General features: G+C 32.4%; 24 protein-coding genes. 18 read left to right on the top strand and 6 right to left on the bottom strand.

Translation table 11 applies throughout. From position 1 onward, the window contains the following. Window positions 1-42: 42 nt before the first annotated feature. The 16 genes from AACP56_RS13610 (at window position 43) to AACP56_RS13535 (ending at window position 14,169) form a co-directional block, all read left to right on the top strand. Window positions 43-1,059, top strand: coding sequence for an OmpA family protein (locus AACP56_RS13610; protein WP_339144565.1), 1,017 nt, complete (start codon window positions 43-45; stop codon window positions 1,057-1,059). 43 nt (window positions 1,060-1,102) lie between these two features. After that, window positions 1,103-1,798: a hypothetical protein gene (locus tag AACP56_RS13605; RefSeq protein WP_339144566.1), complete on the top strand. Its 696-nt coding sequence runs from the start codon at window positions 1,103-1,105 to the stop codon at window positions 1,796-1,798. A gap of 24 nt (window positions 1,799-1,822) precedes the next feature. Beyond that, window positions 1,823-2,248, top strand: coding sequence for a hypothetical protein (locus tag AACP56_RS13600; protein WP_339144568.1), 426 nt, complete (start codon window positions 1,823-1,825; stop codon window positions 2,246-2,248). 147 nt (window positions 2,249-2,395) lie between these two features. Then, window positions 2,396-3,280, top strand: coding sequence for an alpha/beta hydrolase (locus AACP56_RS13595; RefSeq protein WP_339144570.1), 885 nt, complete (start codon window positions 2,396-2,398; stop codon window positions 3,278-3,280). A 75-nt stretch (window positions 3,281-3,355) separates the two neighbouring features. Next, the gene (locus tag AACP56_RS13590) at window positions 3,356-4,174 is read left to right on the top strand and encodes a carbohydrate kinase family protein (protein ID WP_339144571.1); all 819 of its coding nucleotides are present in this window, start codon (window positions 3,356-3,358) and stop codon (window positions 4,172-4,174) included. An 11-nt stretch (window positions 4,175-4,185) separates the two neighbouring features. Continuing rightward, window positions 4,186-4,857, top strand: a complete 672-nt coding sequence (locus AACP56_RS13585; protein WP_339144572.1) for a hypothetical protein — start codon at window positions 4,186-4,188, stop codon at window positions 4,855-4,857. Window positions 4,858-4,860: 3 nt separating this feature from the next. Beyond that, entirely contained in the window at window positions 4,861-5,283 is a 423-nt protein-coding gene (locus AACP56_RS13580; RefSeq protein ID WP_339144573.1) for a hypothetical protein, read from the top strand. Then, the gene (locus AACP56_RS13575; RefSeq protein ID WP_339144575.1) at window positions 5,280-6,353 is read left to right on the top strand and encodes a family 16 glycoside hydrolase; all 1,074 of its coding nucleotides are present in this window, start codon (window positions 5,280-5,282) and stop codon (window positions 6,351-6,353) included. The genes AACP56_RS13580 and AACP56_RS13575 overlap by 4 nt, the downstream gene beginning before the upstream one ends. Window positions 6,354-6,735: 382 nt before the next feature. Further along, a complete protein-coding gene (locus AACP56_RS13570; protein ID WP_339144577.1) occupies window positions 6,736-7,644 on the top strand; it encodes an alpha/beta fold hydrolase in 909 nt (302 codons plus the stop codon). Between the two features lie 5 nt (window positions 7,645-7,649). Next, on the top strand, window positions 7,650-8,597 hold the full coding sequence (locus tag AACP56_RS13565) for a TolB family protein (RefSeq protein ID WP_339144579.1): 948 nt from the start codon (window positions 7,650-7,652) through the stop codon (window positions 8,595-8,597). Between the two features lie 133 nt (window positions 8,598-8,730). Then, window positions 8,731-9,762, top strand: a complete 1,032-nt coding sequence (locus AACP56_RS13560; RefSeq protein WP_339144581.1) for an alpha/beta fold hydrolase — start codon at window positions 8,731-8,733, stop codon at window positions 9,760-9,762. 10 nt (window positions 9,763-9,772) lie between these two features. Further along, window positions 9,773-10,987, top strand: a complete 1,215-nt coding sequence (locus AACP56_RS13555; protein ID WP_339144583.1) for a serine hydrolase domain-containing protein — start codon at window positions 9,773-9,775, stop codon at window positions 10,985-10,987. A 126-nt stretch (window positions 10,988-11,113) separates the two neighbouring features. After that, window positions 11,114-12,013 carry a hypothetical protein gene (locus AACP56_RS13550; RefSeq protein ID WP_339144584.1) on the top strand — a complete coding sequence of 300 codons (900 nt, stop codon included), beginning with the start codon at window positions 11,114-11,116 and terminating at the stop codon, window positions 12,011-12,013. A 173-nt stretch (window positions 12,014-12,186) separates the two neighbouring features. Further along, window positions 12,187-12,753: a Crp/Fnr family transcriptional regulator gene (locus tag AACP56_RS13545; protein WP_339144586.1), complete on the top strand. Its 567-nt coding sequence runs from the start codon at window positions 12,187-12,189 to the stop codon at window positions 12,751-12,753. A gap of 64 nt (window positions 12,754-12,817) precedes the next feature. Continuing rightward, the gene (locus AACP56_RS13540) at window positions 12,818-13,456 is read left to right on the top strand and encodes a hypothetical protein (protein ID WP_339144588.1); all 639 of its coding nucleotides are present in this window, start codon (window positions 12,818-12,820) and stop codon (window positions 13,454-13,456) included. 2 nt (window positions 13,457-13,458) lie between these two features. After that, window positions 13,459-14,169 (top strand): class I SAM-dependent methyltransferase, encoded by a 711-nt coding sequence (locus AACP56_RS13535; protein ID WP_339144590.1) that lies wholly within the window; start codon window positions 13,459-13,461, stop codon window positions 14,167-14,169. Between the two features lie 268 nt (window positions 14,170-14,437). On the opposite strand, the gene AACP56_RS13530 is transcribed toward AACP56_RS13535, so the two are convergent. After that, window positions 14,438-15,997 carry an amidohydrolase family protein gene (locus AACP56_RS13530; protein ID WP_339335017.1) on the bottom strand — a complete coding sequence of 520 codons (1,560 nt, stop codon included), beginning with the start codon at window positions 15,995-15,997 and terminating at the stop codon, window positions 14,438-14,440. A gap of 148 nt (window positions 15,998-16,145) precedes the next feature. On the opposite strand from AACP56_RS13530, the gene AACP56_RS13525 reads away from it, so the two are divergent. After that, window positions 16,146-17,192, top strand: coding sequence for a helix-turn-helix domain-containing protein (locus AACP56_RS13525; protein WP_339335019.1), 1,047 nt, complete (start codon window positions 16,146-16,148; stop codon window positions 17,190-17,192). A gap of 56 nt (window positions 17,193-17,248) precedes the next feature. Here the strand turns inward: AACP56_RS13525 and AACP56_RS13520 are convergent, their stop codons facing one another. From AACP56_RS13520 to AACP56_RS13500, 5 genes are all read right to left on the bottom strand, one after another. Beyond that, a complete protein-coding gene (locus tag AACP56_RS13520; protein ID WP_339335021.1) occupies window positions 17,249-18,358 on the bottom strand; it encodes a type 1 glutamine amidotransferase domain-containing protein in 1,110 nt (369 codons plus the stop codon). A gap of 307 nt (window positions 18,359-18,665) precedes the next feature. Beyond that, window positions 18,666-20,099, bottom strand: coding sequence for an amidohydrolase family protein (locus tag AACP56_RS13515; protein WP_339335023.1), 1,434 nt, complete (start codon window positions 20,097-20,099; stop codon window positions 18,666-18,668). A 119-nt stretch (window positions 20,100-20,218) separates the two neighbouring features. Beyond that, a complete protein-coding gene (locus AACP56_RS13510) occupies window positions 20,219-20,611 on the bottom strand; it encodes a hypothetical protein (RefSeq protein WP_339335025.1) in 393 nt (130 codons plus the stop codon). Between the two features lie 4 nt (window positions 20,612-20,615). After that, entirely contained in the window at window positions 20,616-21,518 is a 903-nt protein-coding gene (locus tag AACP56_RS13505) for a hypothetical protein (protein ID WP_339335027.1), read from the bottom strand. Between the two features lie 286 nt (window positions 21,519-21,804). Beyond that, a complete protein-coding gene (locus AACP56_RS13500; protein ID WP_339335029.1) occupies window positions 21,805-22,368 on the bottom strand; it encodes a Crp/Fnr family transcriptional regulator in 564 nt (187 codons plus the stop codon). Window positions 22,369-22,554: 186 nt separating this feature from the next. Between AACP56_RS13500 and AACP56_RS13495 the strand changes: the two genes are divergently transcribed. Next, complete coding sequence (locus AACP56_RS13495; RefSeq protein WP_339335031.1) at window positions 22,555-23,298, top strand: DUF3108 domain-containing protein; 744 nt, start codon at window positions 22,555-22,557, stop codon at window positions 23,296-23,298. Window positions 23,299-23,300 lie beyond the last annotated feature (2 nt).

Raw genomic sequence — 23,300 nt, 5'->3', positions numbered from 1 at the left:
AAAGATTGGGACACTGATTTTAATTAAAACTTACTACAAATAATGAAAAAAACATACTTAATAAGTTTTGTCTTACTGTTGCTTATAATAGGCTGCAACGATAAGACCAAAAAGTTATCTGAATCCAAAAAAACACCTAGAGTGCCAGATTCATCAAAAGCAACTAAAACATCCAATCAAGAAAAAATAAAACAATTCAATTGGGATGATATAGCCGAATCAACTGTTGATATTGGTGCTTTTCCATATATCTCTCCTCCGGAGGGAATGGTTGTAGATAAAGAATATTCGACGTCTTATGAGTTCGATAAACTCGAATTTTTTGATGGCAACTCTTCCTTTGTTTTAGATGGTAGGGTAGAAAGGATTAAGACAGAAATGGAAGGTGATAAAGAGTGGCAAGAATACTACTTTCAAAAAAGTATTTCAGAATATTTAAAATCCATAGGGGCACAACTACTATTTGAAGGGCAAATACCGAATGAGTTTATCCAGAAATGGGGAGAGGACCCTAATGCCATATATGCCCATATGCATGAATTCTATGCAGGCGATGTTGTGAATTACCCCGTTAGTATTTATGTCCTTAAGACACCGAATAAAAAAATAGGTGTTCAAGTTTCGCCAACCTCAAAAAGAATAGGTATTGTAGAAAACAGTGCATTTGTACAAACTATAGAAAAAATATCAGCAGATGATATTTTTAAGGCTATTGAAAAAGAGGGAGTAGCCACATTGTACATCAATTTTGATACGGGAAAATCTAGAATCAAAGCCACATCTTATGAAGTTATTGGCGAAGTTGCTAAAATGATGATAGACAATCCAAACCTAAGAATTAGTATAGAAGGCCACACCGATGCTACAGGTAACCCAATGGATAACATGAGACTATCTAAAAGCAGGGCTCAAACTGTGCTTTTAGCCCTAACTGATGAAGATGTAGATGCTGCAAGGCTACAGAGCAAAGGTTTTGGCCAAACAAAACCAATTGATACAAATACTACTGAAGAAGGAAAAGCGAAGAATAGAAGGGTTGAATTAAGAAAACTAAACTGATTGAAAAAACGGAGTTATTGAATAAGTTCAAATCTTAAAGCTAATGAAAAAACTATTAATTATCGTCTTTGGAATATCTTCAATATTACAATCATGCAAACATGATAAAGCTAAAGAGATATCAATTTTAAACCAAGAAAAAAAATCATTTGATTATTTAAATGTCGATTTAAAAGAGCAGTCAGACTATTACTGTAAAGTAAAAATCAATAATGACGAAGGGGTTACTACAGATTACCTAATGAGCAGTAGTAATGCCATGAAAAAAGAAAACATATTAACATTATTTGGTATCTCACTGAACGATGCGATGTATGAAAAATATGAACTTTATATCAGCTTAAATAGAGTTCATAACTCTATAGATCCAAAACTCGAAGTTGGAACTTACAAAATAATTCCACTTTTTTCAGATATCGAAGATGATAGTTTAAGCTTTCGAATTGGTGAAAGTGTAATTAGTGAACAAAATTTTGAGGAAACTAAAAAAAATAATCTATTACATGAGATAGAAGGAAGCTATGCACTTGTATCTGATTATCCTAACGTCTTAAAAATTAATGATGTAATCAATTTAGGAATTACAGAAAAAAGCTTGTACTACACAACCGGCAAATATCGAGTAAAAGGAGAAGCTCAACTCGAATTATTAAGTGTTGATACTGAAGAGAAACTAACGGTAAGTATTGACTTCGATGTTGAGCAAGAATGGTATTTAAGCAAAAAGAATCTTGATTAAACTAGAATATCAATAAAAAGAAAAATGATTAAAAAACAATTTTTAGCAATAACTATATTAGCTTTATTAACATTATCTTGTTCTTCAGATGATGACCCGAGAGATAATTACCCCAAAAAAAAGGACATTTCATTTTCTGTTACATCTTCTGACACGGATCGATTATCAAGAGTAACAATTAAGATTATAGGGAATGGTGTGGAAATTTCTAATTCTTCTTATAGTCAGTCCCATCTACCTTTGACAAGGGAATATTTGAAACAATCAATTCCCTTCCAAACACTATTAGGTATTACATATGAAGATAACTCAGGCGGAGAGATTGGAGTTCCTTTTGAGCCATATAATATTAAATTTATAATAAAAGTGGACTCTGAAACTGTTGCTGAAAAAGAGATTACGATTAACGGCCCTGGTACTGTTGATTCTGTTGAGTTTACATTTAATTAAGAATTTGGGTTACAAAGTTTACCCGCAATTTGACAAACTTGAATGTGTTTGGATTTACCAAAATTCCCAAACTCAAAACCAAATCGTATAAATAACTAACGATTCCTACTTTTTTCAATTATGAGAGACTGGTATAAAAAATACACAATGAAACATAGCTTTACATATTATCTTACACTCATAATAATCAAATTAAAAGGTTTAAAACAAAAATTTAGTCAAGACCCTATTGATTATGAATCCATACGCAAAGAAGATGTATATAAACCCAATGGAAAGTTCTTTAAAAAGAACATAACTAATAGGTTACAGATATTAAACACCTCAATTACTGAAATTGGGCTTAATGATTCAAATAAACTCATATTGTTTATACACGGTGGAGCGTTTATCTCTGGTCCTGGTAAACATCACTGGGATACCGTAAAATCTATTGTTCAAAGTACAGATTGCACAATTTGGATGTGCAATTATCCAAAGGCGCCCGAATTTCATATCAGTGACATCTCAGAGAATATTGATGCTGTTTTTATGAAGGCTACTGAAGTGTTTGAACCCAAAAACATAATCTTATTAGGAGATTCCGTGGGCGGAACATTAATCACAAGTTTAGTGCAAAGACTGTTACAAGAAGAATGGCAATTGCCCAAAAAATTACTATTGATTTCACCAGTAATGGATGCTTCTTTTACCAATCCAGATATTGATAAGATAGATTCCTTTGACCCCATGCTCTCAAAAAAAGGGCTGTTAAGTGCAAAGAAAATGTGCGCAAAGGACTACCATTTAAAAGACCCTATCATTTCCCCTATTTATGGAAGTTTTGAGGGTTTTCCAGAAACGATTCTTTATGCGGGGGAAAGGGACATTACCTATCCTGACCAAATTTTGGCCTACAAAAAAGCAAAAAAAGCTAACGTAAACATCAAACTGATTGAGGGAGAGAACATGCCTCATATTTGGCCCTTTTTACCTATTATGAAAGAAGCGAAGATGGCATTAAATGGATTAATAACCAAAATCAAAGAATAATCTAGGTAATTCTCTGAATAAGTTATCAGTTTAATCTCTTGAATACAGTTAAAGACAGTCTAAATCCTAAATATTTTGCATAACAATCCAATTAAAATCACAGCTTTAACCTCTTTCTGCGTTGACTTCTTTCCAGAAATCGGCACAACATATGTAGGTGGTAATTCTTTAAATTTTGCTACACAATGTAGAATATTAGGTCAACCTAATATTTCAGTAATTGGTGCCATTGGAAAAGATACATTTGGAGATCTTATCCAACAACATTTACATAGCTATACTATAAATACTTCTAGAGTATACGCTAGTGGCGAACCTACGGCATCAAACAAAATTTTTATTGATAAAAATGGAGATCGGTTCTTTAAAGAAGATAGTTGGAATGGAGGAGCTTTTGATACATTCAGATTATCTGAAAATGACTGGGATTCCGTTAGAAATAGTCAAATAATAGCCATGCCAGCAGGTGATCCCAATTTAATAGAACTGCTGGATAGAAGACATCCGGATCAATTGGTAGTGATTGATTTTTTAGACTATTTGGGATTAGATTATATAGAAAAACATATAGACAATATTGATATTGTTTTTTTAAGCGGAAAAGAAAATCAATTAAATGACCTTTTTGAACTATCTGTAAAAAAGCAAACTTTGATTGTTCCTACAATGGGGGCAAAAGGCAGTATCGCTTTTTTTGAAAACAAAAGATACTTTCAAAAAGCAATTGAAGTTGATAAAATAATTGACACGACAGGATGTGGCGATGCCTTTCAAGCAGCATTTAGCATAGAATGGTTTTATACAAAAGACATTAAAAAATCCTTATACGCTGGCGCTTTTGCTGCAAGTAAGGTCCTAAGTTTTTTAGGTGGAGTTCAAAAAATAATTAATTAAAAATCTTAATTATGAAGATAAAGACATTTCAAAAAATAGGCGGGTTCTCCTCAATTTCATTAGGTTTAATTTACATCTTAGCCTTCGTAGTCTATGGTGGGATATTAGATTATCCGAGCAAAGAAGCATCTGAAACTGAAAGACTAGCATTCTTGTCAGATAATTACTTAGTGCTATCCTCAATAACTTTTATTAGCTACGTCTTGTTCGGGATAATACTAGCTGTTCTGGTGATAGTTATGCATCAGCGAGTAAAAGATAGTTTTCCCAACAGTTCTTTGGTTACATCTGCCTTTGGTATCATCTGGGTTGGTTTGGTTGTTGCCAGTGGAATGATTGCAAATATTGGACTTAATTTGGTATTGGAAATTGGAATTGAGAATCCTGAAAAAGCCATGACAATCTGGTCTAGCGTGGGTATTGTTTCAGAAGGACTAGGTGGCGGCAATGAGATAGTTGGGGGGATTTGGGTGCTGCTATTAAGTACTATAAACCTCAAAAGTTCCCTTTTTTCAAGGTCATTGAACTTTATAGGCTTGCTTGTGGGTTTTGCAGGTATCTTAACTGTTTTACCTATTGATATATTCAAAGAGGTTTTCGGAATTAGCCAAATCATTTGGTTTATATGGATTGGTATGACATTAATTCGCAAACCAATCGACATGAAATACAATGTAATTTAAAATATGAATTCCAAATTGGCAATCAAGATAATGTTATGGGCATTGGCAGGCATCATATTCTTTCACTTTACCGTCATATTTAAACTGGTGCCTTTTGAAATCACCTGGGGAGGTAGATTAAAAAGTGATATGGAGATGTACATTTTCGAAAGCATTTCAATCCTACTCAACCTACTTTTGTGTACAGCGCTCCTTATAAAGGCTACGTATTTGAAAGAGGTTATATCAATGAAATTCGTAAATATCATTTTATGGTTTTTTCTTTTTCTGTTTGTCTTAAATACGATTGGAAATCTTTTCGCTAAAACACATATCGAGAAATTCTTTGCCATACTCACTTTTATGTTCTCCCTTCTGATTTTTATCATCCTTAAGAAAAAACCACAAGATAAATTCTACCGAAATTCTTCAACAAAAAAATCATGAAACAACTCCTTTACCTTGTAATCTGCTTATTTGGCATCCAAATTTTAGTAGCACAAAATACTCAAACTCAAATTGAGATGATTCCTTCTAATTGGAACGTCCCCAATGATGCCTTGTTTGAAAAATTTGACAATAGAAAAACCCTTGTTCTAAAAAATGGTAGAGCAACAGTAAAGAATTTGAATTTTACTAATGGATCTATCGAGGTAGATGTATATGCTAAATCTAAAAGAAGTTTTGCCGGTATCAGCTTTAGGGAACAAGACGATACATTAGAAGAGGTTTACATGCGATTACACAAATCCAATCAGGCAGATGCGGTACAGTACACACCTATGTTTAACAACGAATCCAACTGGCAACTATATCGGGAACACCAAGCAAATACATCTTTTAAGGATGAAGGTTGGAATACCTTGCGCATAGAATTAAAAAACCGAAGCGTTCAAGTATTTGTGAATAACGTCAAGGTTATGACTGTGGATAACTTAAGAACAGAACAAAAAGAAGGTATTATCGGACTTTGGGCTTTATTTGGGAACCGATTCTCAAACTTTAGGGTTACGCATGGCAGTATTTCTGAAAAGCAAGCTGAAATAGAAACACCAAATAGGGACATGAATATCATAAGGTATTGGGAAATCACAAAAGCGTATCCCTACGAAGAAGGTAAAGTAAGATTCGAAGATTTTTCAAAAGAAAATTACACTACGGTATCAACCGAAGCATCTGGATTATTACCTATATCCAAGTATGTTAAAAAGACAACCTCTGGTAGCTTTGAACGAAATAAGGAAGAATATGTGGTTGCCACTACATCCATCAATTCAAAGACAAATAAAACACAGATTTTTTCTTTTGACTATAGTGATAAAGTTTTGGTATTTATAAACGGTAAACTTTTTTTTAATGGTAATAACGCTTTTAGACAAAAAGGCGTCCAATTTATGGGGCACATAGATATCAATACCAACAAACTATATCTTCCACTTAAAAAAGGTGAAAACAAAATTCATTGTGTGGTTATAGAAAAAGCTAATGGCTGGGGATTAATTGGAAAATTAGAATAATCTTTTACAACAGGGTTGAAACCTTTCAAACTAACTTAAACGGATCATCCAAAAAGGGCTTTTATGGAAGATTTATTATTGAAATGTATAACAACAACGAGCAAATCCTTGGAAGAAGAGATCAGTCCTTTAGAGAAAAAGTTAAAGCCTTTGAAGTTCAAAATGGGTTAGACCATCCTAAATATGGTAGGAGTGTGTTCATCGGCCTATTTTATTATGGATGGAGGTTTCTATGAGTATTATTTGAATGATGATTTAAACAGTAAAGTGATTGACCCTTGAAGTAATTTCAAAAAACCTTAGCCTTGGCAATGAAATGAAAATATAACGCTTTCAGAACTTAGTAAATGGTATACTTGATGTATAAATTTAGATTTACTCAATGAATTCGGAAATAATAGAAACGAAGATAAATAGAACCAAACAGCGTATTCAACTCAGAGATAAAAGACATCTGGGTTTTGCTGAATACGGTCCTCGTGACGGATATCCAATAGTCTATTGTCCCGGCTCACAAAGCTCAAGATTAGAAATGCATTATGATCTTTCTTTTACAATTACCCATCAGCTAAGAATTATTGCAGTAGATAGGCCAGGTCATGGGATGTCAGACTTTAATCCAAAGGGTAGTATTCTTGAATTTGCACGAGACATCAAAGAACTGATGGGGTTCCTCAAGATAGATCGATTCTCAGTTGCAGCCATGTCTGCTGGAGCTCCTTTTGCTTTCGGTATTGTTTATAAAATTCCTGAGAAAATTAATCAAATGGCTATTGTTAGTGGATTTGCTCCTCTAACAAAGCATAATAAGAAAGCTTTGTCTAGAAAAATTAAGCTGATGCTTGGTGTGTCAAAATCATTTCCTAAATTCTTTGCCCTACTCTTAAGGTTTCAGGCGAAGCAAATAGCTAAGAACCCTGAGAAAGTACTTCAAAGTTTTTTAAAAATGATGAATGACTCAGACAAAAAAATCCTTGAGAACCCAGCGGTGATTAAGGTGCTTCAAAATATGTTTACAGAAGCCTATAGAAATGGCAGCAAAGGGGTTGCTTATGAGATTTCTAAGATATTGGTAAAAGATTGGGGGTTTGATTATAGCAAGACACAAGTTCCTATATCATTTTGGCAAGGAGAGAAAGACAATAACGTTCCTTATGAGTGGGCCGAATTTATGGCGAATCAAATAGAGCGATCCAGTTTGAAAACATACCCTAACCATGGACATTTATTGATATTTGATCATGCCGAAGAAATTTTTTCAAGCTTAAAAGATCCCGTATCGTTAAACTGATGATCATGATGAAAATAGTTGACAAAAAAATATTTTATAAAGCTCTAGTAAAATTCTACATCCTCTTTTTATTCTTGTTGGTTGGAGCCTGTGTCCCCGAAAATAAGAATACACTATATACTCTGGAACAGAGTCCGAATCATTTTCCAATTGACTTCAAAAGTGAACTTGTTCCCGAAGGAAAAATCATCCATAGAGGAATTTTTAGCCCCGACCTTAAAGAGTACTATTACACAGTTTCCGACACGAACTTCGGAAACTTTCAGGTCTATATAATTCATAGCCTAAATCATGGCTGGTCCGAACCCGAACTTGCTTTTTTTAATAGTCAATACAATGAGCATGGAATGAGTTTTTCTCCGGATGGAAATACTCTTTATTTCAGTTCTACGAGACCGATTCCAATGGAAGGAGTCAGTGCAACATGGCACCTGTGGAAGTCTGAGAAATTGAATGGACGATGGAGTGAGCCTGTTTTTGTAGACATTCCCAATTTAAGGAGTAAGCTGGTTTCTCATCCCACCGTTACCAATTCAGGAACCCTTTACTTTCATTCGAGTAACCTTGACTATAGTGAAATGAGCATTTATCGATCTAAAAAAGTGAAAGGAGTTTTTCAAGAGGCAAAGCAAGTCTCATTTTTCAACAATTCAGAAATACCAACCTGTACGCCATATGTTTCACCTAATGAAGACTATTTGATCTTTGCTTTGGTTGGAAATCAGCTTGATTTGATGATTAGTCATCGTGATGGTCAGGGGCATTGGTCCAATCCGATAAAATTGGATAAAAAAATAAATACGCATGGACAAGGAAACCCATATGTAACACCAGACAACAAGTTTTTGTTTTTAGCAACTGGCAAAGAGGGAGACTCATGGAAGATTCAATGGGTGAATATTGAAGGAGAATTGGAAAATCATTCATTTCAAAATGGTTACAACCTTCCTTAATAGCCGGGAAAAGTTTGATCAAATAGAACACTTATAAAAACCGATAAAATCAAATTATGAACACAAAAATATTGATGACCTGTAGCGCTACTTTCTTGTTCATAGCAGCTCCTCATAAGCTAAAAAAAATCGGATGAAAAAGATCGGAAAGACAATTTTAGCAGTGCTCGTATTGATTGTTGTAATTCTTTTTGTGTATACCAAAATAGATAAAAGTCCTTCTGAAGATACCATTAGCAAAGAATTAAGGAATTGGAAATCAAACTCGGAAGTCTTTCAATTCCAACAATTCAATATTTCCTATTTCGACACCAAGGATGCATCCAAAGAGGTTATTGTATTGCTTCATGGATATCCAACGTCGTCCTTTGATTGGAGCTTACTATGGGAAGATCTGAAAAAAAACTACAGACTCATAGCTTTAGACATGTTGGGTTTTGGTCTGTCCGATAAACCTAGTGATATTCAGTATTCCATTTCTCTTCAGGCGGACATCCAAGAGGCTATTTTAAAAAATCTCCAGATTAAAAGGTTCCATATTTTGGCTCATGATTATGGAGACAACGTTGCTCAAGAAATGATCGCGCGCTTTATGGAAAGCGGATCAAAATATCCTTTCCAAATCAGGTCAGCAACACTGTTGAATGGAGGCTTGTTCCCAGAAACTCATAAGCCTACCAGGGTGCAATCTTTACTAGCGAGCCCATTAGGAAGTCTTATTTCCCCTCTTGTTAATCAATCACTCTTTGAGAATAGCTTTAAAAAAGTTTTCGGAGCGCAATTCCTTCCATCAAAACAAGATCTTATTGACCAATGGTATTTAATATGCCAACAAGGAGGCAACAGAATCAATCATAAATTAGTTCATGCCAGCAACGACAGAATCGTCAATCAAGAACGATGGAGAAATACACTTGTTCAAGATAGAATTCCCATACTTTTTATAAATGGACTACAAGATCCTGTGACTGGCAAAGAGACCGTTGATAGATACAGAAAGATTGTTCCAAACCCAAACCTAATTACGCTTGATTCCATTGGGCACTTTCCTCAATTGGAAGCACCAAAATTGGTCCAAAAAAATCTTGTTAGGTTTATAAATAATCCAGAAATGATTTTTGAAGAACCAAAGGTCCTTATTAACGTAGTTACAACGAATTTATAAAAAATATCAAATGAAAAAGTTACTGAAGAGTACATTACTCACAATTCTTTCAATTGTCCTATTCCTAATTGTACTTTTATCAATTCAATATACACCTACTTACGTTTATCGACTCATAATTATGAATGTAGCGGATGTTTATGATTATAACAATTTTGAAAATCATAGGATTAAAGGAGCAAAACATGCGAATACATTTATTTCAAATCCAAAAGAGAAGTATATAGAATCCCTATTTGAAGAACTCGTAACTAAAACTGGATTTAACAGCTTTAAAGACTGGGCAACCGGGTCTCAAACGACTGCTCTTATTGTTATAAAAAGAGATACAGTCATTTATGAGAAATATTTTAATGGTTTTAGTAGAGATTCCTATTTCCATTCTCAATCTATGGCAAAGTCTTTTATATCGTTTTTAATTGGGACTGCTATTGATGATGGTTTTATAAAAAGTGTTAATGAACCCATCACAAATTATATTCCTGAACTTATAGAGCGAGATTCAAACTTCGAAAAAATAACCATCGAACATTTACTTGAAATGCGTTCAGGGCTTGAGTACAACACAAGTCGAATACCCTTCACTAATATTCATTCTCCTTGGCACGACGAAGCGGTTGGATACTATCATCCCAATGTTCGAAAGTTGTTGCTTAAGGATGTAGAAGTTTTATCCGAACCAGGAAAAGATTTTCAATATTCTAATTATAATACAAGCTATTTAGGATTAATTCTAGAAAGAGCTACTAACTTATCTGTATCAAATTATTTGGAGCAGAAATTATGGTCAAGAATTATGGAATATGATGCGCTTTTTTCCATAGACAGCAAAGAATCTAATTTTGAATATATGCCAAGTCGTTTGATTGCCCGAGCGATTGATTATGCGCGTTTCGGTCAGTTAATGCTAAACGAAGGAAACTGGAATGGTAATCAAATTATATCCAAAGATTGGGTTTGGGAATCTACTAGAGAAAACAAATCAATTCCTAGAGCTATATACCCTAAATGGTTTGGTAGAGGAGAAAAAAGAATTTACTATAACTACCAATGGTGGGGGCATGTAAATAAAGATGGTTCTTTTCATTTCTATGCAAACGGAAACCTAGGACAGAATATTTACATTATACCACAAAAAGAAACTGTAATTGTCCACTGTGGTAATTCACTTCAATATTACAGCAGTGATTTTGACTTATGGAACGTTGCTTTACAGTTGAAATAGAATTCAATAAGAGTTAGGATTCAAAATGAAAACTGACTGTAACACAGTGTATAAAACATAGCTAATAATTACCAAACCGAGAGGTTTGTATATTCTTATGTTGGCGGTAATTAAACTAAAGAGAACTTGAAAAACAACATAATTAAATTTTCAGCACTTATTTTCATTCTATTTTTAAATGCTTGCAAGCCTGATAAGTCGAACACAAAAGAGAATGATTCATCAAAAAAAGAGATTCTTTACCTAGGTCAAAAACCACCTGGCTTAATACCAGAGCCTTTTGCCCCTGGATTAGTTACTACTCAAGGCTGGGAATATTATGGAGATTTCACACCGGATTTAAAAGAATTCTATTTTCTAAGAGAAGTAGGAAAAACTAAAGAAGATAAGAGAACGGAATTCGTCGTTATGAAAAGAACTCATAATCAATGGCAAGATTCAGTAATATCCTCTAGAGTTGGTACACCTTTTATCTCTCCCGATGGTAAGACTATGCACTTAGGTAGAAGATATAAGGAACGTAATGATAACGAAGAATGGTCTGAAATAAAGGAACTTGATTCTCCTTTTGACAGCTTACCGATCATGCGTCTTACGGCTTCTTCTAAGGGCACCTACTTTTTTGATGAGTTCAAAAAGGACTTTACAGGTGATATTCGTTACTCGCGACTTGTAAACGGAAAATATGAAGAACCGAGGCTACTCAATAAAGAGATTAACAAAGGAAAAAGCTTTCACCCATTTATTGCTCCAGATGAATCATATCTACTTTTTGATAGCAAAAGAGAAGACGGATTTGGGGATTCTGATATTTATATTAGTTTTCGTCAACAAAATGGTTCTTGGGGTAATCCTATTAATTTAGGAAATAAAATAAACACTGAAGCTTGGGAAGCATCGGCGAGTGTTACGCCGGATGGAAAGTATCTTTTCTTCAACAGGAACATGGGTTCAAAAGAATATGAGAATGTGGATATTTTTTGGGTGAGTATGCAAGTTGTAGAGAACTTAAGACCAAAAAATTAAGATATAACTACCGCCAACACGGTGTATAAAACATTGCTGGTAAATGCTAAACCTAAAGGTTTGTGTATATTTAGAAAGTCCGCCAAATTTTTAATTTGGCTTTTAGAAAAAGAAACCATAGAAATTCGGCTCTGTATTAAACCGATAAGTTAGATTCTTTTTAAAATAGACTTATGTCAAAGAATAATTCACTTCAAAATTATTTAATACAAACCATTAAGCTTTCTAAAAGAGAAACAGACTTCGTAAAGAATAAGCTTAATCATTTAGAATTAAAGAAAGGCGATTCATTACTTAATATTGGTGATGTGTGCTCATCAGCTTATTTTATTATTTCAGGAAGTTTCTACCAATACAACCATGATGACGATTTTAATATAAAAGTTATTGACTTATATTCTAAAGAAGATTGGATGTTAAATCATCGAAGTTTTACTTCAAGAAAACCATCACAAAACTCTATTGAAGCTTTTGAAGACAGCACGGTGTATGAACTGTCCATAGAATCAATACATGAGCTCATAGCAATATCTCCTAGTTTTCTTAAGCTTGGGAAAATATTAGATATAGCCAATAATCGTCTAGAGTTTTTTGATCAAAACAAATCTGCTGATGAAAAGTATAGATATATACTAACTCAAAAGCCGATGCTGATTCAAAAATTTCCTTTAACAATTATTGCTTCATATCTGAAGATATCTCCAGAAACATTAAGTCGTGTTAGAAAAAGAATTAATTGACTTTAGTCAAGAGAGAGATCTTAGAATAAGATGAATATTTGTCGATATTTTAAATTTCTCTTCAATGAAAAGTCAATTTTATAAGATTACAGGGATTTCTTTGTCAGCAGGTTCCTTCTTGGCTATCATTACCATGATTTTACATCCATCAGGTGGCAGCTTCCAAGAAATTATTAATCAAGCAGCTAAGATGCAAATTGCACATTCAATTGCTATTGCTTGTATACCATTTATGTTGTTTGGATTTTATGGCTTAACCGATAGGCTTTTAGGTCTAAGAAAAATTTCTAAACTTGCCCTTATTTCGGTTACTCTTGGACTTTTTTCAGCAATGTTAGCAGCTCTATTCAATGGCTTAATATTACCGAATTTTTTAAACCAACACGCAAAAAGTCTAGAACAAAGCGAGTCTTTTTTGAAGATCCTAGTAAGTTATGGTTTTACCATTAATAAGGCATTAGACTATGTATTTATTGTTGCTCTTATTTTTGGAATCTTAATCTACTCTATTTTAATAATTAAAACTCAAAAAATCTCTAAGTACTTAGGCTATTTCGGATTATTAATATTAATATTTTCAATAATTGGTGGTCTTACAGGTTTTGCTTTCACAAGCTTAATTGGTTTTAGGATTTTTGTTTTTAGTGTTGCCGTTTGGATTTTATGTTCAGGAATATCATTAATTCAATCTAACAAGGCGTAGTTATGAACAAACTAAAAATCAAAGCGGCATATAATGAATTAGCCGAAAGCTATAGTAGATTGATAGAGCACAAACCTCATAATGCTTATTACGATAGACCTAATACATTAAGTTTACTTGAAGACGTAAACAACAAATCAGTTCTCGATGCAGCTTGTGGTCCTGGAAAATATGCGGAAATATTGCTTTCAAAAAATGCGCATGTAACTGGATTTGACTTCAGTTCTGAAATGATAAAATTTGCTAAAGAAAGAAACCAAAGTAAAGGTAAGTTCTTTGTGCACGACTTAAGTAGTCCTCTGACAATGATAGATGACAAATCCTTTGATTTTGTTCTATGTGCATTGGCTTTACATTACATAGAAGATTGGAACTTAACAATCAAAGAATTTCACAGGGTTCTCAAAACCAAAGGTCAATTAATTATCTCAATTGAACATCCATTTTTTGAATACAATTACTATGAATCTAAAGATTATTTTAAAACAGAACCCGTTAAATGTATTTGGTCAGGGTTTGGAAAACCAATTGAAATCAATAGTCACAGAAGACCACTTCACGATTGTATTTCACCCTTAACAAAGAATGGGTTTTATATCGACAAATTGATAGAACCAAAACCCTTAAAAGAGTTTGAAAAATTAGATCAAAAGCATTATGAAGAACTTATAGAATTTCCAGCTTTTATGTGTCTTAGAGCAGTTAAGAAATAGAAGGCATATACCGAAGACCTAAAAACAACACTATAAATAAAAATGAATCTTTTGTCTTTATTTCTCCAAACTCTTTAAATTCTCGGAATAAATACGATGTGCACGTGTTAAAAATGAATCTATCCAAACTATTTTATTCTCTTTTTTAGAAATAGTACCTGATTTACTTACAAGTTTTTGGACTTGCAAAAAAAAGTGGACAATCAGATAAAAACTACCATTAAGATTAAAAGGTTAAATAATATAAACCAATACAGTCAGTAGATTTTTAGTCTGCAAACTGTACTCTAATTAATGGACTACTTATAAAACTATACATCACTTTAACATTCATATGAAAACTAGAAGCTATAGATTGCGTGAAGTCTTTTAATTCTTGTAAGGTACTGGAACTATAATATGTGCCATTAAGAATAACACTGTTGATTGATTTTGAATTAGTTATTTTTTTTAAAGGATTTTTGTCTAGAATAACTAAGTCCGCTATTTTTCCGTTTTCAATAGTTCCATATTTGTTTTCCATATTTGCAAATTGTGCAGGAATAATAGTTGCACTTCGTAAGGCTTCTAGGTTTGAAAAACCACTTTTGGTTAACTCTTCCAATTCGTCATGAATACTAAATCCTGCAAAAGTATAAGAGTCTGTAACATCTGTTCCCGCCATAATAGGTACACCTATTTTATTGGCCATACTAAGTTGTTTTTTTGAAGCCTCATAAAAAGAAGCACTCAGACCTTTGTTTGCCAATGATGTATTTTGCTTTTTATTACGATTCACATCAAATCCCCACCATAGCTTTTTTCTAACCCAAGAAATATATTTTAGGTTAGGATTACTTAAAAATGAGTCTTTATGTGCAAGCGCTTCAAATTTCAAAGTTTGTAATGTAGGTGTCCAATACGCATTATACTCTTTCATAAGATGCATCAATTCAGCAGCTTTTTCTATATTAAAATCATTCACCATTGAATTTTTTGATTTTTGAAAAAAGTGTATCCAGTCTTTAGATATTCTAAGACTATCGGCTTTAGGGAAAGCTTCATACATAAAAACTCGGCCGTGTTCAAAACTGCGTTGACCCAACTTTATAGCTTCTTCTAAACTGATAAAAATAGGTTTGTGTCCAGCTAAGTGTAATCCATGTTTTGGTGCTTGGGTTGCGAGTCTCTTGTAAGAACTAGGTGAAATTTGCTGATATACTTTTATGAAATCAACATTCTTATTTTTATAAAAGTTCAAAACTGAGTCAACATCGTCATTTTTTTGAAGTTTAAAATATTCTGAATAGTTGTCTGGTACGGAAGAAGAACCATCCATTTGATAACTACTTTGTAATACATATTTTGGTGCTACTCGTAAATTTTTATTAACCTCTTCGTTCCATTTTAAACGTTCTTCACTGCCTACCCAATAACTATCTTTTTTGTTCAGTTGACCAGACATGTCCCGTATTCCTGTAATTCCATTTGCAATGTACAATGGGTGATGAAGCCATTCTGAATGCTGATTAGAGTGCGTATGCATATCCCATAACCCAGGAATTATGTATTTTCCTTTTCCCTCAATTACTAAGTCTGCTTCTTGTACTTGGTATTTTAAAGTGTCAATAGATATGATGATATTATCTTTTATTAAAATAGTTCTATTAGACAATATTTCCCCAGATTTAACATCAATTAGGTTTATAGATTTAATCAAAGTACTAGGGTACTTTTTTGGTGTCTTAAAGTTTGGCAAAGGCCATGAAATAGCTATTCCAAAAACTAGAAGAAGTAGTGAAATGAATGTAAATAGAACTTTAATTGATTTAATGATTTTTTTCTTCATCAATAGGATTTATTATAAAATAGTAACAAAGGCAAAAACGAATCGTCTCATTTAAAGAACCTTTAATTATTTATATTCTTGAAATAATATCCGTTTTTGTGCAGATATATTTGCATGAATATTTATGTTAGTTAATTAGTATGTTAGTATGAGTTTTATAGATATTTTTCTTATTCTTATTAGCAGCGCAGGGCTTCTGCACGGAATTACATTTGCTATTTATCTTACTTTTTTCAAGAAGAAAAAATCAATAACTAATTATCTTCTATCCTTAATTTTGCTCATCATGGCTTTTAGAATTGGTAAGTCTGTTATGCTCAATTTTGGCGATAATTTAGAGCCTTTATTTATCTTTTCTGGTTTGGCGTTGCTTTTGTTGATTGGACCATTGTTAAGATGGTATGTTAAGGCAATGACAACAACTGACTTTAAATTTTCATTTTTTTCTTTAATTGAGATTATTCCATTCTTAACCATTTTTGTTATTAGTTTTTTTGTTCCTGAAAACATTTTTGAAACCAGTCAGCAAAAAATTATAATACTATTCAGTAGTATTTTAATCTTTTGTTATTTACATCTTATAACCTATATTTTTATTGCAAATAATGCTACGAAAAAATTAAAGAAAAAAAATCTAAATCAAACAAAGTCCCAAAGAGCAATATTTGAGTGGTTGCGTTTATTAATTATTGGTTTCATCATCATATGGGTCTCATATGTTTCAAACATTGTAGACAATTCAATCCCTTATATTATTGGCCCTATTCTTTATTCTTTCGTCATTTATTTTTTAAGCTTTAAAGCTTACCAACTTAAAATAATTGACATAGACGGAAATGTATTTAAAACAGATAATGGCAGCCAATTATTTAGTAAAATATCCTCACTAATTATTGATGAAAAATTATATTTAGAATCTACCATTTCGCTTGCTTCCTTGAGTAAAATAATAGGTGAGAGTACTCAAAAAACTTCACAAATTATTAATGAATATGCCAAACAAAATTTTAATGATTATATCAATTGTTATCGCATAGAAGAAGCAAAAAAACTTTTAATAAATCAAAGTAATGAAAAATATACTATATCATCCATTGCTTTCGATTCGGGCTTTAGTAGTTTATCCTCATTTAATAGTGCTTTCAAAAAATTTCAGGGCACAACGCCGTCTTTATACCGAAAAAAAGGTGTTTAATTTTTTGAAAATAGTAGTACAATATTACTTTACCTGGCATCAACTCATGTTGATTTTTATTGGTCTCCATCTACTTTAGATTCACAATCTTTAGCAAAAGATACCAAACCACTAAGGTTATAGAAGTCGCCCATTTTACCTTGCATAGCCGCCATAATACTGTGCTTTGCTATTAATAATCTATTTAAAGGTTTTTTCTCTTTGAGAAGAATAGATGTTATCATATCCTTGGCCTTAGATTTACCAAACGATTTATAGGTTGATAAGACTTTTACAGCATTTTCTTCATCGGTTACTACTCTTGGTTTTGGTTGATACCCCATTTGTTTAACCATTCCTTCAGCAACGCCCCAAGTAGACCATGGATTTTGTCCTGTTATTATATTATCATCGAAACTAATTTTTTCTAGATATAAATCACCTTCATTAAATTTCGCACCACTTTCAATTATTTTATCTTGTAATAGAAATGGAAATATGGATGCTGCATCTGAAATTAGCAACAACTCTTCTTTGTTGGTGAATGCACTTATTTTTTTATTTTCCAAGAGGTGTCGACCATTATCTAACGTTATATTTACGAGAGCAGAAGGTCCGTGGCAGACTGCACCTATAACCTTTTTAGATTGATAATGATTTTTGACAATAGATTGAATGGCTTCGTTATTAGGAAAATCATACATTGTACCTTTACCACCTGCAAAATATATGGCAACATAATTTTCAGGGCCTACTCCATTTATTGGAAGGGTATTAGTCGCCTTATGTTGCGCAATTGAATCATTTAAAAAGGCATAATCATAAGACCCCATATCTTCATCATCAATAACTACTGGTGATTTTCCGCCTTTGGGGCTTGCAATATCAACTTCAAAGCCATTAGCTTCAAACACATAATAGGCCCGCGCTAATTCTGTTAATTCATATCCTGTAGTTTTTCCACTAGTACCCATAGTAGCCGTACTCGTTACTACCACCAAAATCTTTCCTCTTTTGGGTATTCTATTTTGAGACAAGTAAGGCAAATCATTTTTGTTTATAGTTTCTAAAGAAAGGTCTTTAGGTGGTATTAAACTCTTAAACCAAAATCCGAAAGAAAAAATCCCAATAATTAGAAGAAGAATGAAAATTGCTATCCGTTTGAGCCATTTATATTTTTTAAACATAATTTTTAAACATTTTAAATTCCTGTCAAAAAAAAGGTTTAAAACCCATACAAACTGTCGAATTGATAATTCCGTCAGACTATTTTATCAAATAGTAGGATATTTTCACATGCCTTTTGAAGGCTGATTCTTTTTATACATTGTGGTTGCTGCACAACTAAATATCTTATCAAATAAAGCTGTTTTTACTTAATCGCATTAATAATTTCAACTGAAAATCAATGCTTTAGGGGTTAACAGAAATTTAAAAACCTGATTATTTCTCCAGATTTAGGCTTGTGCAACGGTTACCGTTGTTAGCAACAGTTTATTTTTCAACTATTAAGTATTCAACATACCTCAGGGCAGAAACAATCAAATTATTTCGATTTTTAGCCTGTTTTTCAAAATCATTAAGGGTTTCTTTATTTAATTTTCTTCCCTTTATAAAAACAGCCGAAGGATTTCGCAATGTAGACAAATTGAGTAAAGGATTATCATCTATTAATAGAAGGTTAGCAATTTTACCAACTTCAATAGTTCCTATTTCATTCATAATTGAATGAGTTTTTGAAGCATTTACTGTGGCGGTTTTCAATATCTCATAATTAGAAAGTCCTGCTTCTTTGTAAAAAGAAAATTCTTGATGAATTGAAAATCCAGGTATTGTAACACCTATTCCAGCATCGGTACCACAAATAAAGGTGACATCAGCCTCATGAAGTTTTTTGATAATATTTATATGAAAGTCGTGCTGTTTTTTTATAGTATTAACAACAGAAGAATCATTTAATTTTGCAGTAGACCACCTTTCAAATTCCGCTTTGCTATCGACCTTTTTAATTAGAGGGTTCATAAATTGTAATTGCTCTGATTCTAAAATATTATCATCAATTAGCATTTGATAAATGTTATTATAAACCGTTAAAGTTGGACTAAAAGAACTATGTTTTGATTTTGCAAAATCATTAATCACCTCTTTTAATTTTAATGTGTCCAAAGTATAGTTTAGAGGTTGTTGTATAATATCCTCGGCATGTTCTATAGATTTTATTTGTGGATTAAAATGATAGGAATAAGGTACTTTTTGTGACGGATGAGCAACTATGTCCATATCAGAAATTTTGGCCTGTTCAATAACAGCATCAAAGATATCTTCGGTTAAGCCATAAAAAGTTTTAATAAAATCATATCCTCTTTTTTTATATGAAATTACTTTTTCTTTTGCATCACTTGGGTTCACTAATTGTAAGTTATCATCTCCTAAAAATTCTGGTCCTGTAAGTTTAGGACTTGTCGTGAAAAATATTGGAGAAATAATTTCATCATTATTTATATCTTTTTTAAGTCTTAAATGCATTGGCATACCCCATAAATTTCGAACTGATGTAACTCCATTAGATAGATATAGCCCAAGTTCGTATCTATCCCATATGTGAACGTGCATGTCTATAAGACCAGGTGTCAAATATTTATTTTTTGCATCGATAATTTTAACATCTTTGATTTCAATATTGTCTGCGATGTTCTTAATTATACCATTTTTGATATATACCATTTTGTTGACTAAAATAGTGTCTTGATTCATTGGGATAACATTTACATTGGTAATCAAATAGGAATTACTTTTTGCAAATTCATTATTTTCAACTTTTAGGTATTTGGTACTTTGGTTATCAACGAATATTATTATAACCATTGTTGTTAATAAAATTCCAATAAGTATGGCAATAAATTTAAGAATTCGTTTTACTATTCTCATGTTGTATTTAATTGTTGCTATCGGTTACGTATATGAAATGTTGCGTTCTTCGTTTTAAAAATGTATTGACGGAATATATTATTTTCCGTTATTTTAATAATTCCGTCCTATTCGGCTATTTATTTGACTTGTTTTGGGTTCGTAATAAAGACATACCCAAAAAGCAAAGCAAATACAAAATAGACGATACTGACCACGAGAAATATAGAAGATTCACTGCTATTGAATTTGCCAACCACTTTGATCAATGCTATGGAGCTAACCATAAAATGCATAAGATTTCCAATTACCAGAGGCCGACTATAAATTCCGCCGATAAGGTTATTTTTGGTCATCCAGTTGAGTATGCCAAAACCTAGATATAAAGACCCTTGTATTTGTAAGGTTAGAAATATAGCTTGACTTTGATTAAATTCTAAGTATTTGGCTATTTCTTGTGGTATAAATGTCAATCCGAGTCCAACGGTTATTAAAAATAATGCACTACAGATCATCAAAGCTTTTGTATTCATATTTTTAGTCGTTTTTTAATTCAGACGTAATATTCAACCATTTTACATTCCATTTTTCACCATTATTTCGGCCAACAGTGTACAGAAGGAATTTATCATCTGGTGTAACGTATGGGTTTCCTTGTCCATAAGTATTGATAGTACCATTTAGTCTATCTGTTTTCGACCAATTCCCAAAAGAATCTTTATAGCTTATGTACAAATCAAGTTGATCTCCAATACTGGCAAAAATCATGAATTTCTCATCTGGAGAAATGTAAGGAGTACATTTAGCGATATCAGTGTATAAAGGAATTGGGACTTTTTCAGCATTTTGAAATTTACCTTTTACTAGTTTAGAAGAATAAATCTCCATTTCACTGTAATCCAAATTACTGGAATGGAAGTATAATGTTCTAGAATTTGAAATTGTGGGGTGTGATATTAGCTTTTTTCTCAAATTTGGAATATCAACATAAACAGGCGTGGTCCATTCACCATTGATTTTTTCCGATTTCCAGATGTGCCACGTTGAGGCAATATTTTCAATATAGACTGGTCGGGTCGAGCTAAAATAGAGTGAATTTCCATCCGGAGAAAAGCTCATACCATGCTCATCATACTTACTGTTGAAGAATGCTTCTTCAGGTTTAGTCCAAATTCCATTCTTCTTACGAATAGTATACACAGTAAAATTGCTAAAATTTTTGTCTGAAATCGTGTAAAAAAAATGACTTAAATCGGGACTGAAAATTCCTTTATGTATTATTTTATTCTTAGGGACTAGTTCTGGTTTAAAAGAAATAGGGATTTTACCAGGAACCTTATCAGACAAATAGTTCTTTTCGATATTATTCTCTTTACTGATGCAACTTACGAGGGTAAGGATTAAAAATAATATGAATCCTGTCTCTTTTACTTTCCTCAAAAAAACCAAAGATTTTAAACAATTAATTAGCGTATCACTCCTCCAATCGAATGACCATTTTTCTTCCATTGAAATCAATTTCTTGCTTGAGTATTTTTCGTGTTGATGTATCTATATAATAAGTACTCAAAGTGGTGTTGTTTAAAATATCATCTGTAGTTTCCACTTTCCAAACCAGTCTCTCTTTACCATTAAAATTAATACTTATTCCTCCGCATTTTTAATTTTTACGTTTCCGTAAAATTAATTTTTGAGGAACTAAAATCCTTTGACAATTATCAAAAAGTTATTTTTCCGCTCGAATTCTGCTTAAGGTCTCTTGGCTCATGCCTAAATAAGAGGCTATCATACTTAATGGAACTCTTTGCAAGATATCAGGGTGACTTTTAATGAATATCTCATAGCGCTCTGCAGCAGTGTTAAAATGAATATTGTCAAGTCTTTTATCTAATAATAAAATTCCTTGATTGCTAAATAATCGACCTATTTTTTCTAGTTCGCGACTAGTTGAAAACAGTTTTTCTAATTTAGTATATTCAAATTCCCATAAGATGCATGGTTCTAAAGTTTCTATCCATTTATTACTTGGGTCTCTTGTGAAAAAACTTCCTATCGCACCAACAAATTCATTTTCTGGCCCTATCCAACAAGTCACATCTTTACCACCTCTATAAAGGTAGATTCTGGTTAAACCCTTCTCAACAAAATAAAGTTTGTTACATACTTTGCCTTCTTCAAGGAGTACAGTTTTAGCAGGATATTCTACTCGTTCAATAGTACTGAGCAAAAGCTTTTCATTTTCTGGGGATAAACTTCCAACATCTCGGAAGGTTTTTAATAAGTTTTCCATTCCACGTATTCTCTATTTTTTAATCTTCAAGGTTTCATATCTATGACGGTATATATAGGTGTTTTGTTACTTCAAATCTTCACTTTCTTATCACTTATATGTTAAGCTATCTATTATTTGATATATGTCAAATATATTCTTTTGGCAAATTCTCATTTTTGACCCTTATCAATCAATAATACAAACATGAAAAAAATCGTCTTATTCTGTTTATGCTGTTTCACAAGTTTATTAACCGTAAACTGTCAAAATGCAATTAATCCATCAAATCTCAAAATAGATAAAGCCTTTGTATTTCCGGAAAAGTATACGATGAATATGTTTTTTGTTGTGGATTCTCTAAAGAGGCCAATGGGAAAATTTCACACTTCGTTAGTTAAAAAAGATAACAATATTGCTATTACAACAAAATTACAAATGCCAAATCAACCTAAAAATCAATGGATAGATAGCACTGTTGTTAATTCAATAAACTTTGAACCTTTATTTCATTCGTCTAAAAATCCCCAGCGAGAAATGGTTATGAAGTTTGGAGAAAAAATTACTGGATATTATAAAGATTTAATGACAGATTCTAAAACTCAAATTTTAGAAACATCGACTGAACCTTTTTTTGATAGCAATTTTTATCCTTACTTAATAAGATTACTGCCGCTTAAAGATGAATATGCTACTACCATATCTATGTTTGATTACAACCCAAAGTCCAAAATTGGAATTATGAAAGCAACCATTTTGGACACTAAGTCAATTGAAATTGATTTTAATGGGAAAGAAAGAAAAGTTTGGGAGGTTAAAACCACTAATGACATTTCTGACAATAAGTTTATGACCACTTTTTATATAGATAAAGCAACAAGACAAACACTTAAGCAGGTTACTGAAACCGAGCAAGGGCAACTGGTCATGGAGCGAGAAAGCCTAGATTAATT

The organism is Croceitalea sp. MTPC6, assembly GCF_036985525.1.
GTDB lineage: Bacteria > Bacteroidota > Bacteroidia > Flavobacteriales > Flavobacteriaceae > Croceitalea.
Note: the sequence above shows the minus strand (reverse complement) of the source record. Positions and strands in the feature narration are given on the sequence as shown.

Excerpts from the sequence above, each read along its gene's own strand:
- AACP56_RS13610 (WP_339144565.1), top strand. The coding sequence starts at position 43 with ATGAAAAAAACATACTTAATAAGTTTTGTCTTACTGTTGCTTATAATA.
- AACP56_RS13605 (WP_339144566.1), top strand. The coding sequence starts at position 1,103 with ATGAAAAAACTATTAATTATCGTCTTTGGAATATCTTCAATATTACAA.
- AACP56_RS13600 (WP_339144568.1), top strand. The coding sequence starts at position 1,823 with ATGATTAAAAAACAATTTTTAGCAATAACTATATTAGCTTTATTAACA.
- AACP56_RS13595 (WP_339144570.1), top strand. The coding sequence starts at position 2,396 with ATGAAACATAGCTTTACATATTATCTTACACTCATAATAATCAAATTA.
- AACP56_RS13585 (WP_339144572.1), top strand. The coding sequence starts at position 4,186 with ATGAAGATAAAGACATTTCAAAAAATAGGCGGGTTCTCCTCAATTTCA.
- AACP56_RS13580 (WP_339144573.1), top strand. The coding sequence starts at position 4,861 with ATGAATTCCAAATTGGCAATCAAGATAATGTTATGGGCATTGGCAGGC.
- AACP56_RS13575 (WP_339144575.1), top strand. The coding sequence starts at position 5,280 with ATGAAACAACTCCTTTACCTTGTAATCTGCTTATTTGGCATCCAAATT.
- AACP56_RS13570 (WP_339144577.1), top strand. The coding sequence starts at position 6,736 with ATGAATTCGGAAATAATAGAAACGAAGATAAATAGAACCAAACAGCGT.
- AACP56_RS13565 (WP_339144579.1), top strand. The coding sequence starts at position 7,650 with ATGATGAAAATAGTTGACAAAAAAATATTTTATAAAGCTCTAGTAAAA.
- AACP56_RS13560 (WP_339144581.1), top strand. The coding sequence starts at position 8,731 with ATGAAAAAGATCGGAAAGACAATTTTAGCAGTGCTCGTATTGATTGTT.
- AACP56_RS13555 (WP_339144583.1), top strand. The coding sequence starts at position 9,773 with ATGAAAAAGTTACTGAAGAGTACATTACTCACAATTCTTTCAATTGTC.
- AACP56_RS13545 (WP_339144586.1), top strand. The coding sequence starts at position 12,187 with ATGTCAAAGAATAATTCACTTCAAAATTATTTAATACAAACCATTAAG.
- AACP56_RS13540 (WP_339144588.1), top strand. The coding sequence starts at position 12,818 with ATGAAAAGTCAATTTTATAAGATTACAGGGATTTCTTTGTCAGCAGGT.
- AACP56_RS13535 (WP_339144590.1), top strand. The coding sequence starts at position 13,459 with ATGAACAAACTAAAAATCAAAGCGGCATATAATGAATTAGCCGAAAGC.
- AACP56_RS13530 (WP_339335017.1), bottom strand. The coding sequence starts at position 15,997 with ATGAAGAAAAAAATCATTAAATCAATTAAAGTTCTATTTACATTCATT.
- AACP56_RS13525 (WP_339335019.1), top strand. The coding sequence starts at position 16,146 with ATGAGTTTTATAGATATTTTTCTTATTCTTATTAGCAGCGCAGGGCTT.
- AACP56_RS13520 (WP_339335021.1), bottom strand. The coding sequence starts at position 18,358 with ATGTTTAAAAAATATAAATGGCTCAAACGGATAGCAATTTTCATTCTT.
- AACP56_RS13515 (WP_339335023.1), bottom strand. The coding sequence starts at position 20,099 with ATGAGAATAGTAAAACGAATTCTTAAATTTATTGCCATACTTATTGGA.
- AACP56_RS13510 (WP_339335025.1), bottom strand. The coding sequence starts at position 20,611 with ATGAATACAAAAGCTTTGATGATCTGTAGTGCATTATTTTTAATAACC.
- AACP56_RS13500 (WP_339335029.1), bottom strand. The coding sequence starts at position 22,368 with ATGGAAAACTTATTAAAAACCTTCCGAGATGTTGGAAGTTTATCCCCA.
- AACP56_RS13495 (WP_339335031.1), top strand. The coding sequence starts at position 22,555 with ATGAAAAAAATCGTCTTATTCTGTTTATGCTGTTTCACAAGTTTATTA.